The 13,693-nt window shown below is 60.9% G+C and carries 11 protein-coding genes and 3 tRNA genes; all 14 read right to left on the bottom strand.

Annotation, left to right across the window (positions count from 1 at the left end):
• Window position 1 precedes the first annotated feature (1 nt).
• The 14 genes from KCG87_RS23735 to KCG87_RS23670 all read right to left on the bottom strand — a co-directional run bounded on the left by KCG87_RS23735 (window position 2) and on the right by KCG87_RS23670 (window position 13,671).
• Window positions 2–1,237: a cytochrome c gene (locus tag KCG87_RS23735; RefSeq protein WP_210558991.1), complete on the bottom strand. Its 1,236-nt coding sequence runs from the start codon at window positions 1,235–1,237 to the stop codon at window positions 2–4.
• 2 nt (window positions 1,238–1,239) lie between these two features.
• Window positions 1,240–1,779 (bottom strand): (2Fe-2S)-binding protein, encoded by a 540-nt coding sequence (locus KCG87_RS23730; RefSeq protein ID WP_003226408.1) that lies wholly within the window; start codon window positions 1,777–1,779, stop codon window positions 1,240–1,242.
• A complete protein-coding gene (locus KCG87_RS23725; protein ID WP_210558992.1) occupies window positions 1,772–4,603 on the bottom strand; it encodes a xanthine dehydrogenase family protein molybdopterin-binding subunit in 2,832 nt (943 codons plus the stop codon). The genes KCG87_RS23730 and KCG87_RS23725 overlap by 8 nt, the downstream gene beginning before the upstream one ends.
• Window positions 4,604–5,104: 501 nt before the next feature.
• A tRNA-Asp gene (locus KCG87_RS23720) sits at window positions 5,105–5,181 on the bottom strand.
• A gap of 94 nt (window positions 5,182–5,275) precedes the next feature.
• Window positions 5,276–5,352: transfer RNA gene (locus tag KCG87_RS23715), tRNA-Asp, on the bottom strand.
• A 55-nt stretch (window positions 5,353–5,407) separates the two neighbouring features.
• A tRNA-Val gene (locus KCG87_RS23710) sits at window positions 5,408–5,483 on the bottom strand.
• Window positions 5,484–5,700: 217 nt separating this feature from the next.
• The gene (locus tag KCG87_RS23705; RefSeq protein WP_003226413.1) at window positions 5,701–6,477 is read right to left on the bottom strand and encodes an SDR family oxidoreductase; all 777 of its coding nucleotides are present in this window, start codon (window positions 6,475–6,477) and stop codon (window positions 5,701–5,703) included.
• On the bottom strand, window positions 6,474–7,685 hold the full coding sequence (locus KCG87_RS23700; protein WP_027611539.1) for an O-succinylhomoserine sulfhydrylase: 1,212 nt from the start codon (window positions 7,683–7,685) through the stop codon (window positions 6,474–6,476). The genes KCG87_RS23705 and KCG87_RS23700 overlap by 4 nt, the downstream gene beginning before the upstream one ends.
• Window positions 7,686–7,758: 73 nt before the next feature.
• On the bottom strand, window positions 7,759–9,264 hold the full coding sequence (gene purF, locus KCG87_RS23695) for an amidophosphoribosyltransferase (protein WP_003226416.1): 1,506 nt from the start codon (window positions 9,262–9,264) through the stop codon (window positions 7,759–7,761).
• A 41-nt stretch (window positions 9,265–9,305) separates the two neighbouring features.
• A complete protein-coding gene (locus KCG87_RS23690) occupies window positions 9,306–9,866 on the bottom strand; it encodes a CvpA family protein (RefSeq protein WP_007961197.1) in 561 nt (186 codons plus the stop codon).
• Between the two features lie 98 nt (window positions 9,867–9,964).
• Entirely contained in the window at window positions 9,965–10,618 is a 654-nt protein-coding gene (locus tag KCG87_RS23685) for an SPOR domain-containing protein (protein WP_096796160.1), read from the bottom strand.
• Window positions 10,602–11,909: a bifunctional tetrahydrofolate synthase/dihydrofolate synthase gene (folC, locus tag KCG87_RS23680; RefSeq protein ID WP_150369137.1), complete on the bottom strand. Its 1,308-nt coding sequence runs from the start codon at window positions 11,907–11,909 to the stop codon at window positions 10,602–10,604. The genes KCG87_RS23685 and folC overlap by 17 nt, the downstream gene beginning before the upstream one ends.
• Window positions 11,906–12,826 (bottom strand): acetyl-CoA carboxylase, carboxyltransferase subunit beta, encoded by a 921-nt coding sequence (gene accD, locus KCG87_RS23675; RefSeq protein ID WP_027611535.1) that lies wholly within the window; start codon window positions 12,824–12,826, stop codon window positions 11,906–11,908. Before accD ends, folC begins: the two co-directional genes overlap by 4 nt.
• 200 nt (window positions 12,827–13,026) lie before the next feature.
• Window positions 13,027–13,671 carry a phosphoribosylanthranilate isomerase gene (locus KCG87_RS23670; RefSeq protein ID WP_210558993.1) on the bottom strand — a complete coding sequence of 215 codons (645 nt, stop codon included), beginning with the start codon at window positions 13,669–13,671 and terminating at the stop codon, window positions 13,027–13,029.
• Window positions 13,672–13,693: the final 22 nt, after the last annotated feature.

Below are 13,693 nucleotides of genomic sequence, written 5' to 3'. Positions count from 1 at the left end.
GTCAGTGCGCCTTGTGCTCGACGGCCGGAGCGTCAGCCTGCAGTTTCTGCACGTCGCTCACCGCCAGTTCAGCCGATTGACCGCCCCAGCCTTGACGCAGGTAGTTCAGCAGATCAGTCAGTTGCTCAGGTTTGAGCTTGTCGGCGAAACCCGGCATCGGTTGCATGTGTTCGAATCCAGCGAATTTCTGCTCACCGATACCGTCCTCGATCACCCGCACCAGGTTGCGCGGATCTTCCAGGCGCAGCGTGGTATTGCCGCGCATGGCCACGGCGATGTGCGGTTTGCCTTCACCACCGGCGGCATGACAACCGGCGCAGACGTTCAAATATTCCTGACGGCCGCGCTGGGCGCTCGGGCTGAGCTTGTCCAGCGACACTTCAGTCAGCTCTTTTGCCGCTGGCGGCTTGTCGCCAAGCAGGAACGTCGCCATCGCCGCCAGATCCTGATCGTTCAGGCCCTGGGTGCTGTTGTGGAACACCGGGAACATCTCGTTGAACATCGTGCCTTGGGCGCTCATGCCGTGCTTGAGGAACGTGCTCAGGTCCTGCTGATTCCAGCCGCGCGCCGCCAGATCGGTGGCGAGCAGGCTCGGTGCCAGATAACCGTTGAGGATGCCGCCGGTCAGGCGCTTGTCCAATTGCATCGCGCCCGGCAGGCCGCGTGGCGTGTGGCATTCGCCGCAGTGACCGAGCACTTCGACCATGTACTGGCCGCGCTTCCAGGCTGCGCTTTTGCCTTCGGCAGATTCCAGCTTCAAGGCCTTGCCATACAGCATGTTCCAGCCGATCAGGCCCGGACGCACGTTGAACGGAAAGCTCAGGCTGGTGACCGGCGCTGCGCGCTCGATCGGCTCGATGGTTTTCAGGTACGCGTGAATCGCATCCGAGTCTTCCCGCGGCACCAGGTGATACGAAGTGTACGGCATCGCCGGATACAGATTGGCGCCGTCGCGACGCTTGCCTTCGGTCAGCGCAGCGAAGAATTCGTCATCGCTGTACAAGCCGATGCCGTGCTCTTTGCTCGGGGTGATGTTGGTGCCGTAGATCGTGCCGAATGGCGAGACGATCGGCAGCCCGCCGGCAAACGGCGCGCCGCCCGGCGCGGTGTGGCACGCCATGCAGTCGGCGGCGCGGGCGAGATATTCGCCGCGCTTGACCTGATCATCCGCATGGGCAAACAACACCGGCGCAGCCAACCCGACCGCCAGGGTCAGGCGGGTCAATAGATGCTTCATGCTCAACCCTCCTTGACCAGGCCGAGATCGGTCAGCACGTTGCGCGTGGCGTTGTAGTAACGCACGTACCCGGTGCAACGGCAGATGTGGTGGCCGAGGCTGTCCTCGATGACTTTTTCCAGTTGGCTTTTGACGATCGGCTGGCGCTGCAGCTTCTCCACCAGCACCGTCGCGGCGTTGACGAAGCCCGGCGCGCAGTAGCTGCACTGGAAGGCGAATTCGTCGACGAAACGCTGCTGGATCGGGTTCAGCTCAGTGACCTGGCCACTCTCATCACGCTTGGCGTGACTTTCGATGGTGCGGACTTTCTTGCCTTCGAAGTAATGCGCGCCGGTGATGCAGGTGCGCACTTCTTCACTGGTGCCGTCCGGGTTGTCGACGATCACCACGCAGGCGTGGCAGATACCCTGGCCGCAGCCCAGGCGCGAGCCGGTGAGGTTCTTGTATTCGTGCAGATAGTCGATCATCGGCAGGTCATCAGGGATGTCCACCGGGCCGACGGATTGACCATTGAGGGTCAGTTGAAGCGGACGGTTAGCCATTGAGGGCCTCCTTGATGCGCGCAGCAGTGATTGGCAGATCGCGAACACGTTTACCGATGGCATGCGCCACGGCGTTACCGATGGCACCGACCACCGGGATCATCACCACTTCGGCGATGCCTTTGGACGGATCGCTAGGCGACAGCGGCGGCAGAATCTCCGCGGTCTGCTTCCACACCGCCACGTGGCGGGCCATCGGCAGGCGATAACGGTTGAAGTTCCAGTCACCCTCCCCCGGTCCGCCTTCGTACAGCGGCATCTCTTCCATCAATGCATGACCGATGCCCATGGCGATCCCGCCTTCGAGCTGGCCCTTGACCAGTTCTTCGACCAGCACCCGACCGCACTCGACCCACGAATGGTGGTTGAGCACCTCGACTTCCGCCGAGCCTTTATTGACCTTCAGCTCGACCAACGTGGCCACCGGGCTGTAGTAAGTCACCGCAGCGTTGTTCAACTGGACCACCGGGTAGTTGATGTTCTGACGATCCAACAGGTGGAAACCCGCTGTGCTCATCAGCGCTTTCTTCGCCTTCGGCGCGCCATCACCGTACTTCACTGCCAGACCGTCGAGCGGCAGACGCTCGCGCACGCCGTCGATGCTGTATTCGGCCTCGGCCCAGCTCCAGCGGTTGAACGCGTGAACGGTGGAGCCGGTCACCAGACCACGTTCGTGAGCGCGTTTGGCCAGCTCTTCGAAGCTCAATGGCTGCATGCCATTGGCAGTGAGCTTGCCATCGACCCAATGCGCATCTTCACGACGCACCACGTAAGGGTTGGCTTGACCGCCGTAAGGGCCCTGCCGCCAGATCTCCATGGCCGCCGGCCACAAACCGTTGTTGAACAGCACGCGCGCCGCTTCACGGGTGGCGTGACTGAAGTAGTAGGCCGAGTTGGTCGCGGACGACGCCGAGGCGAGCTTGCCAACCCAGCGCGGGTTGCGCAGCAGGTTGTCCTGTTCGGCCTGACTCATGATGTAAGGGTTGCCGCTGGTGATCAGCTGCATTTCCTTCCATTCGGTTTCGCCGGTCTTCACGTCGTGCGCCGGGCTGCCAAGGAAATCGGCCACCACCAGCGCCTGCGAAGTGGACATGCCAGTGCCGATTTCAATACCGATGTGACGCAGAGTGATGCGACCTTCAGCAGTGAATTCGATGCTGGCCATCGGCGCTTCGGAGCCAGTGCCGAAGTCTTTCTGGCAAATGGCAAAACCCACGCCGTACCAGTTGTCCGGGTCGGCAGCTTCGCGCTGTTTCTTGATCGCGTCGCGGTTTTTCCAGACTTCGTGCACCGAGGCCTTGTCGAGAATCTCGTGCAGGCGCAGGGCACCGGCCGGAATCGCGCCCTGGGTGTTTTTCATGCCCGAACGCAAGGCGTTCTTGCGACGCAGATCAATCGCGTCAACGCCGAGGCGGTTGGCGATTTCGTCGACCATCATTTCGGTCGAGGCCATGCTTTGCAGGGTGCCGTAACCGCGCATCGAACCCGCTTCAACACCACGCGAGTGATAAGCGGTGACCTGCAGATCGTTCTGCGGCATGTAATAGATCGACTGCGCTGCCGTGGCACCGACTGCCGCTACCGACGGGCTGTAGTTGATACGGCCACCACCGTCGACGCTCATCTCGGCACGGAAAATCTTGAAGCTGTAGTCATTCTTGTCCACTGCAAGTTGATAGCGGATATCGAACGGGTGGCGCTTGATGCCGCTCTGGAACTGCTCGTAGCGGTCATTCGCCAGACGGATCGGCACACCGGCGCCATACAGCGCAGCGAGGGCCGCGTAGTAGACGAAGATGTTGTGGTCTTTGGAACCGTAGCCCACGGTGTAACCCGGGTGCATGTTCAGGTTTGCCAGGCCGAAGCGCGATGGCGCGATCATTTTCGCGGTCTCGGTCGCCGCTTCCAGCGGGCACTGAGTGGCGACCACGAAGTGCAGGGTCTTGGTTTTCGGGTCGTACCAGCCGTTGCCGTTGTCCGGCTCCATGGCGGCCGGTTCGATCGACGGAGTCTTGTAGCGCTCGTCGAACACCAGCCAGTTGTCCGGCGGCGTATCGATCTCTTTTTTCATGCGGTCGGCGTAGAACAGGCCGCGCTCGGTCAGGTTGCCGTGCAGGTTCGGCTGGGAATTCCACACCGGACGCCGGTTTTTCAGCATCGGGAACAGAATCGAGTCTTTCAGGCTGGCGAATTCGTCTTCGTCGGCCGAGGTCGCGCCGCCCACGCGCACGTAGCGGAAGCTGCCATAAGGGTCGCCTTCGTAGTACGGCACTTGTGCACCGTAACGAATCGCCTTGTCATTGAATTTGAGTTTGTTCTTGGCCTGACGGAAACGCTCGAAATCGTTCCAGATCAGGATCGCCACCGGGTGGCCGATGAACATCGGCACTTTGCCTTCCGGCAGCAAAGGGTCTGGCGCGTGTTCTTCAGGGAACACGATGCCGTCCTTGTCCAGATCGGCCGCTGTGACAATGCGGTCAGGTTGCAGGTCGGCACCCAGCCACGACAGGTCGTAGCCTTCGTAGATTCGGTCAGCCTTGATGGTTTTCAGCAGCATGGCGTGGCCTTGCTGCTCAGGCCAGCCCGGCATGTCCTTGGAACGAATGTCGCGGGCAAACACTTTGCTGCCGCAGACCTTGGACAGGGCGTCGTTACGTTGGCGTGCCTTGCCGTTGTTGCCGAGCCACTTCTCGGACGGCACGGTGACGCTGTTTTCCATCAAGGCAGCCAGCGCCTGACTGCTGAGCGGCGTGAGCGTGACGCTCACACCCGCCACCAGCCCGCCCTGGAGGAACGAGCGCCGGGATATATCACGATTGGACATGGATCATCCTCTGGGCGGTTATGTGTCCGCCCTTCTGGTTATCTACTGGGAATCTCGAGTCTTGCAGAAGCCCTTCTTGGCGAAACAAAGGGCGTGTTGACAGTGCAAAGCTGACCGAAAGGTTAACTTTAAAGGTTTCTGAGCGTCCGGCAAACAACCAGTTACAAAAATTTGACTAAAGAATCAAAAAATCAATGCGACGTGGCATCGCAGCAGATCGCCGGGCACACCGACACCCCCCCCTGTGGGAGCGGGCTTGCTCGCGAAGGCGTGGTGTCAGGCAGACCATTTTCAACTGATACACCGCTTTCGCGAGCAAGCCCGCTCCCACAGGGGGATTTGTGGTGGATTCAGGGTGGAGGCACGAGCCTAAGGAAGGAAATACCAAATTTCAGACACAAAAAACCCCGGTCTTTCGACCAGGGTCTTTGCTATCGATTCCGAAACAACCAACGGTTGCTTTCGGTGTTTCAAGGCGTTCAGTGGTCCTTGAAACAGATATGGCGCAGCGGACGGGACTCGAACCCGCGACCCCCGGCGTGACAGGCCGGTATTCTAACCGACTGAACTACCGCTGCGTATCGCTTTGAGCTTGCGCTCAAGTAACTCGTTTTGACTGAAAGCTTCGGTGCTTTGCAATCGCGAACCAGACAATGTCTGTCTCGTAAAATATGGCGCAGCGGACGGGACTCGAACCCGCGACCCCCGGCGTGACAGGCCGGTATTCTAACCGACTGAACTACCGCTGCGCGTCGGTGGAGGCACTTTCAGCCTACCTCTTGCTTTCGCAAGTTTCTCGGGGAGTGGTGGGTGATGACGGGATCGAACCGCCGACATTCTGCTTGTAAGGCAGACGCTCTCCCAGCTGAGCTAATCACCCGTTTGCATCTCCGAGGCCGCGAAATTTACGCAGGTAGCGAACCTAAGTCAATAGCAGGATTGAAGTTTTTCTGAAAAAGACGAAATTGTTTCCATCCTGCAAGACTGCCTTCGCGAGCAAGCTCGCTCCCACAGGGGGATTGCATTCCAAATGTGGGAGCGAGCTTGCTCGCGAAGACGGCAGCCCATTTGACGCAAGTTCAGGAGAAGAACGCGATCTACTCGGTGTAAATCATCTTTTTCGTCATGCCACCATCCACGACGAATTCCTGCCCGGTGACAAACCCGGCATTGCGCGACAACAGCCACGCGACCATCGCCGCCACATCCTCGACCGTCCCTACCCTGCCCGCCGGATGCTGAGCATGATCGGCATCGGCCAAAGGCTCTGCTCGCCGCGCAGAAGGATCCCGAGCATCAATCCAGCCAGGGCTGACCGCATTGACGCGAATTTCCGGCCCGAGACTGATCGCCAACGCATGGGTCAGCGCCAACAACCCGCCCTTGCTCGCCGCATACGCCTCGGAATCAGCCTCCGACTGCCGCGCACGGGTCGAGGCCAGATTGACGATCGAGCCGTTGTGCGCGCGCAGATACGGCGCACAGTGCTTGGCCAGCAGCATCGGCCCACTGAGGTTTACCGCCAGCACTCGATTCCAGTACGCCAGATCAAGACTTTCCAGGGTGATGTTGTGCGGGTCAGCGACTGCCGCATTGCACACCAGCGCATCGAGACGACCAAATTGGCCGAGCACCTCGGCAACGCCGAGCGCGACCTGACTTTCATCCGCCACGTCCATGGCGATGAACCAGGCATTCTCGCCCAGCACCTTCGCCACTTTCGAACCGCGCACACGATCAAGATCAGTCAACACCACTTGCCAGCCTTCGCTGATCAGCCAGGCCGCGATACCCAAACCGATGCCGCGCGCAGCACCGGTAACCAGCGCCACGCGGCCATGGGTGCCCGCCTTCGGAGTAGACAACTCGATCACAACGCCGCCAGACCGCGCGACAGATCAGCCTGCAGGTCCGCCACGTCTTCCAGACCGACCGCGATGCGGATCAGGCTGTCACGAATCCCTGCTGCTTCACGCTCCTGTGGCGCCAGACGGCCATGGGAGGTGGTGCTCGGATGAGTGATGGTGGTTTTGCTGTCACCAAGGTTGGCGGTGATCGAGATCAACCGGGTGGCATCGATAAAGCGCCACGCGCCCTCTTTGCCGCCCTTGACCTCGAAACTCACCACCGCACCGAAGCCCTTCTGTTGACGCTGGGCCAGTTCGTGCTGCGGATGACTCTTGAGACCGGCGTAATGGACTTTCTCGATACCGTCCTGCTGCTCCAGCCATTCGGCCAGTTGCTGGGCGTTGGCGCAGTGCGCCTTCATCCGCAGATTCAGGGTTTCCAGGCCCTTGAGGAAGATCCACGCGTTGAACGGGCTCAGTGTCGGCCCGGCGGTGCGCAGGAAACCGACAACTTCTTTCATCTGCTCGCTGCGACCAGCCACCACACCGCCCATGCAACGGCCCTGACCGTCGATGAACTTGGTCGCCGAGTGCACGACGATGTCCGCACCGAGTTTCAGCGGCTGCTGCAAGGCAGGCGTGCAGAAGCAGTTGTCGACCACCAGCATCGCGCCTTTGGCGTGAGCGATTTCCGCCAGCGCGGTGATATCCACCAGCTCTGCCAACGGATTGGACGGCGACTCGACGAACAGCAGCTTGGTGTTCGGCTTGATCGCCGCATCCCAAGCCGAGAGATCGGCCAGCGGCACGTAGTCAACTTGCACGCCGAAACGCTTGAAGTACTTCTCGAACAGGCTGATGGTCGAACCGAACACGCTGCGCGACACCAGCACGTGATCGCCGGCACTGCACAGGCTCATCACTACCGCCATGATCGCGGCCATGCCCGTGGCGGTGGCGACCGCTTGTTCAGCGCCTTCCAGCGCAGCGATACGCTCTTCGAACGCGCGCACGGTCGGGTTGGTGTAGCGCGAGTAAACGTTGCCCGGCACTTCCCCGGCAAACCGCGCGGCCGCGTCGGCAGCGGTGCGGAACACGTAGCTGGAAGTGAAGAACATCGGATCACCGTGTTCGCCTTCCGGCGTCCGGTGCTGACCGGCACGTACGGCCAGGGTATCGAACGCTACGCCTTCGAGGTCGCTGTCCAGCCGACCGGCATCCCATTCCTGACTCATGCTGTCACTCCTTGCCCTGTTCTTGAAAATTAAAAGTCAGATACAAAACCGGCCCCTCAGGGCCGGTAGAAACTCAGTTGTTGTACAGATCGATGATCGCACTGACCGCCTGGGTCTTGACCTTGGAGGCATCGTTGCGTGCCTGCTCGATCTTGTCCAGGTAAGCCTCGTCGACGTCGCCGGTGACGTACTTGCCGTCGAACACTGCGCAATCGAAGTTTTCGATCTTGATCTTGCCGCCACCGACTGCTTCGATCAAGTCAGGCAGATCCTGATAGATCAGCCAGTCTGCACCGATCAGATCCGCCACATCCTGAGTCGAACGATTGTGTGCGATCAGTTCGTGAGCGCTCGGCATGTCGATGCCGTAAACGTTCGGGAAGCGTACGGCCGGAGCCGCGGAGCAGAAGTAGACGTTTTTCGCGCCGGCTTCGCGGGCCATCTGGATGATCTGCTTGCAGGTGGTGCCGCGTACGATCGAGTCGTCGACCAGCATCACGTTCTTGCCGCGGAATTCCAGCTCGATCGCGTTGAGCTTCTGACGAACCGACTTCTTGCGGGCAGCCTGGCCCGGCATGATGAAGGTCCGGCCGATGTAGCGGTTCTTGACGAAGCCTTCGCGGAATTTCACACCCAGGTGGTTCGCCAGCTCCAGCGCGGCGGTGCGGCTGGTGTCCGGAATCGGGATGACCACGTCGATGTCGTGCTCTGGACGCTCGCGCAGGATCTTCTCGGCGAGTTTCTCGCCCATGCGCAGACGCGCCTTGTACACCGACACGCCGTCGATGATCGAATCCGGACGCGCCAGGTAGACGTGTTCGAAGATGCACGGGGTCAGGGACGGGTTGGTCGCGCACTGACGAGTGTGCAGCTTGCCGTCTTCAGTGATGTACACCGCTTCGCCCGGGGCCAGGTCGCGAATCAGGGTGAAACCGAGCACGTCCAGGGAAACGCTTTCGGAAGCGATCATGTACTCGACGCCTTCGTCGGTGTGACGCTGACCGAACACGATCGGACGGATGCCGTGCGGGTCACGGAAACCGACGATGCCGTAACCGGTGATCATCGCCACCACCGCGTAACCGCCGACGCAACGGTTATGCACGTCGGTCACGGCGGCAAACACGTCTTCTTCGGTCGGTTGCAGCTTGCCGCGCTGGGCCAGCTCATGAGCGAACACGTTGAGCAGCACTTCCGAGTCGGAACTGGTGTTGACGTGACGCAGGTCGGATTCGTAGATCTCTTTGGCCAACTGTTCAACGTTGGTCAGGTTGCCGTTGTGCGCCAGGGTGATGCCGTAAGGCGAGTTGACGTAAAACGGCTGCGCTTCGGCCGAGGTCGAGCTGCCGGCAGTCGGGTAACGGACGTGACCGATACCCATGTGGCCGACCAGGCGCTGCATGTGACGCTGCTGAAACACGTCACGCACCAGACCATTGTCCTTGCGCAAGAACAACCGGCCATCATGGCTGGTCACGATACCGGCAGCGTCCTGGCCGCGGTGCTGGAGCACGGTTAGCGCGTCATACAGCGCCTGATTGACGTTCGACTTACCGACGATACCGACGATGCCACACATGCGACGCAACCCCTACTTAATGGATCTGAACTGAACAACACTCACTGAGGCGTTTTGGCCGACGGCAAGAGTTGCTCCTTGAACGGAATATCAGCGGGTACGCTGATTCCGCTGGCAAGCCACTGACTGCTCCACCCGAGAATCAGGTTTTTGGACCAGTCGGCGACCAATAGAAACTTTGGCACGAGCTGTGATTCTTTCCACCACCCGTCCTGCTGTACCGGCCCCAGGCTCAACAGCCCGACTGCCACGACCACCAGCAACACGCCACGCGCCGCGCCGAAGGCCATGCCCAGGAATCGATCGGTGCCGGACAATCCGGTCACGCGCACCAACTCGCCGATAAGATAATTGATCATTGCGCCCACGATCAGCGTGGCGACAAACATGATGGCACAGCCCGCGATCACGCGAGCCGATGGGGTTTCGATGTATCCGGCGAGGTACTCGGACAGTGAGCCACCGAACATCCAGGCAACCGCTCCTGCGATGATCCAGGTCACCAGCGATAATGCTTCCTTGACGAAGCCGCGGCTCAAACTGATCAAAGCGGAGATGGCGATGATTGCAACGATCGCCCAGTCAACCAGGGTAAATGGCACAGTGCAGCCTACAGACGGATAAGGCGGCGCATTTTAGCAGAGCGCACCGCTGTCGGTAAGCTGCGATTTTCAGTGCATTTCAATCGAATCGATAGATCCTAGCCGCGCTCGGGCTGGAAGCGCACAACAAACCCCTTGAGGTTTTGCTGGCGACTCAACAGATCACGCAGACGATCGGCCTCGGCACGCTCGATCAGCGGCCCGACGAACACCCGATTCTTGCCGTCGGCGGAACGGATATAGGCGTTATAGCCTTGGCTGCGCAGGGTTTTCTGCAGGCTTTCGGCGCTGGCGCGACTCGACAGGCTGGCCAGTTGCACCGACCAGCTGACCGACAGACCGTTGGCATCGACGCGACTTTGCGTGGTGTCAGGTTTCGATGCAGCAGCAATTGGCTGAGCAGGCGCCGGAATCGGCTTGGCCACCGCAGGCGGCGCAGTCGGCTTGGCGATTGCTATGGGTGCCGTTGGGGCCGGGGCTGCCGCGATTGGTGCAGCAGGCGCAGTGTCTTCTGCGACTTCTTCATCCGCTGGCACCGGTTCTTGCGGCAAAGCTTGCGGCTCAGGCACGGCCACCGACTCCATTTGCACCTGCGGCATCGAAGGGGCTTGCGGCGCGGCAGGCGCCTCGACCGTCACTTGACGTTGCTCGTCCTGGCGGGAAAACAGCATCGGCAGGAAAATCACCGCCAGTGCCACCAGCACCAGGGCGCCAACCATGCGCTGCTTGTACGCTTTATCCAGCAAAGCCATTTGCCGCTTCCTCCGTGGAGCGCCGGGCCAGCCATTCAAGGGCCTCGGCGACACAATAAAATGATCCGAACAACAGAATCTCGTCGTCGCTGGTTGCGATCTCGCACTGCCCTTCCAGCGCAGCCGCGACACTGTCATAGGACGTGACGGACGCGCCAAGGTTCTGCAACCCGGCGTGCAATTCACTGACCGGACGCGAACGCGGCGAATCCAGCGGCGCGACCGCCCAATGCTGGACACTAGCATTCAATTCGCCGACAACACCATCCAGATCCTTGTCGGCCAGCAAGCCGAACACCGCCAGACGCTTGCCTACCGGCGGCCGAGTGGCCAGGCGCCGCGCAAGATACTCCGCCGCGTGCGGGTTATGCCCCACGTCCAGCAGCAGGTTCAGGCGCTTGCCATCGAATTCGAACGAGCGGCGATCCAGCCGGCCGACCACGCGAGTGGCCTGCAAGGCAGCAACAATTTGCGACGGATTCCACGGCAAGCCGAGCAGCAGATACGCCTGCAATGCCAGCGCGGCGTTTTCCATCGGCAGATCGAGCAGCGGCAAGTCGCGCAGTTCGACCGGCTGGCCTTGCGCATCAGTGCCGCGCCACTGCCAGTGCTGGTCTGTGATGCCGAGGTCGAAATCACGCCCACGCAGGAAAAACGGACATGCCAGCTCCCGCGCCTTGTCGAGCAGCGGTTGCGGAGGATTCAGGTCGCCGCACAAGGCTGGTTTGCCCTGACGAAAAATCCCGGCCTTCTCGAAGGCCACGGATTCGCGGGTATTGCCCAGGTATTCGGCATGATCGACGCCAATGCTGGTGACCAGCGCGATATCGGCGTCCACCACATTGACCGTGTCCAGACGCCCGCCCAGCCCGACTTCCAGCACCACAGCGTCAAGTTTTGCCTGTTGAAACAACCAGAACGCCGCCAGGGTGCCCATTTCGAAGTAAGTCAGGGAAGTGTCGCCACGCCCGGCCTCGACTGCAGCGAAGGCCTCGCACAGCTGAGCGTCAGTGGCTTCGACGCCATTGAGCTGCACCCGCTCGTTGTAACGCAGCAGGTGCGGAGAATTGTAGACACCCACGCTCAGGCCCTGCGCCCGTAGCAAGGAAGCCACGAAAGCGCAGGTCGAACCCTTGCCGTTGGTGCCGGTGACCGTAATCACCCGAGGCGCCGGCTGGCCCAGTCCCATGCGGGACGCTACCTGTTGCGAACGCTCCAGCCCCATGTCGATGGCCGATGGATGCAACTGCTCAAGGTAGGCGAGCCACTCGCCAAGGGTACGCTCGGTCATACGTTGGCAGGCACCGGTGGAACGACGATTGGCTCGACAGGAGCGGCGACGTAGGTCGGAGTCGGCTGGCCGGTCAGTTGCGCCAGCAGATTGCCCAGGCGTGGACGCAGTTCACGACGATCGATGATCAGATCGATCGCGCCATGCTCCAGCAGGAACTCGCTGCGCTGGAAGCCTTCCGGCAGTTTTTCACGCACGGTCTGCTCGATCACGCGTGGACCGGCGAAGCCGATCAGTGCCTTTGGCTCACCGACGATCACGTCGCCGAGCATCGCCAGACTGGCGGAAACGCCGCCGTAGACCGGATCGGTCAGCACCGAGATGAACGGAATGCCTTCTTCACGCAGACGCGCGAGCACGGCCGAGGTTTTGGCCATCTGCATCAGCGAGATCAGCGCTTCCTGCATGCGCGCACCACCGGAGGCGGCGAAGCAGATCATCGGGCAACGGTTTTCCAGGGCGTAGTTGGCGGCGCGCACGAAGCGCTCACCGACGATGGCGCCCATGGAACCGCCCATGAAGCTGAATTCGAACGCCGACACCACCACCGGCATACCCAGCAGGGTGCCGCTGACGGAAATCAGCGCGTCCTTTTCGCCGGTCTGCTTCTGTGCAGCGACCAGACGGTCCTTGTACTTCTTGCCGTCACGGAATTTCAGACGGTCAACCGGCTCCAGGTCTGCACCCAGCTCGTTGCGGCCTTCGGCATCCAGGAAGATGTCGATACGCGCCCGTGCGCCGATGCGCATGTGGTGGTTGCACTTGGGGCAAACGTCCAGGGTCTTTTCCAGCTCAGGGCGATACAGCACAGCCTCGCAGGACGGGCATTTGTGCCACAGACCTTCAGGCACCGAGCTCTTCTTGACCTCCGAACGCATGATCGAAGGGATCAGTTTGTCTACCAACCAGTTGCTCATGCTTTCTTTCTCCAGTACCGGCGGCCCGAACGCTCTGGTTCGCAGCCCCGCGTATGCCCTTCAGCTAAATTCATGTGTGTGGCGATGATTGATGGAACGCCGCGGTCAGCGCGGAACATGACCTGCGTGCAACTCCAGAAACCCTCAGCCTCGCCTGCTTTGTGCAAGTGCATTGATGGACGGCGGCAGTTCGCCAGCCGTCACATCGAAGTAGACGCTCCCTGCGAGCTTCTACGTACGGCATTGATGAACGCGCGGATCTTCGCATGATCCTTGATGCCCTTGCTCGCTTCTACCCCGCCGCTGACATCGACCGCGTACGGTTTGACCCGGGCCACAGCGTCGGCGACGTTTTCCGGGGTGAGGCCACCGGCCAGGATCAGCGGCTTGCTCAAAGCTTGCGGAATCAAAGACCAGTCGAACGCCTCGCCGGTTCCGCCCGGCACGCCTTCGACGTAAGTGTCGAGCAGCACGCCACTGGCACTCGGATAGGCATCGACGGCAGCCGCGATGTCATCGCCAGCCTTGACCCGCAATGCCTTGATGTACGGACGATGCCAACCTTCGCACTGTTCAGCGGTCTCGTCGCCATGGAACTGCAACAGGTCCAGCGGCACGGCATCGAGGATTTCCCCCAACTCGCAGCGGCTGGCATTGACGAACAGGCCCACCGTCGTCACGAACGGCGGCAAGGCCTGGATGATCGCCCTTGCCTGCCGCACGCTCACTGCACGCGGGCTCTTGGCGTAGAACACAAACCCGATCGCATCCGCCCCGGCCTCGACCGCTGCCAACGCATCTTCTATGCGGGTAATCCCGCAGATCTTGCTGCGAACGGCTGACATATCGAGAAAAACTCCGCGTCAA

Origin of the sequence: Pseudomonas sp. MWU347 (assembly GCF_017947305.1) — a bacterium.
Classification (GTDB): domain Bacteria; phylum Pseudomonadota; class Gammaproteobacteria; order Pseudomonadales; family Pseudomonadaceae; genus Aquipseudomonas; species Aquipseudomonas putida_A.
Note: the sequence above shows the minus strand (reverse complement) of the source record. Positions and strands in the feature narration are given on the sequence as shown.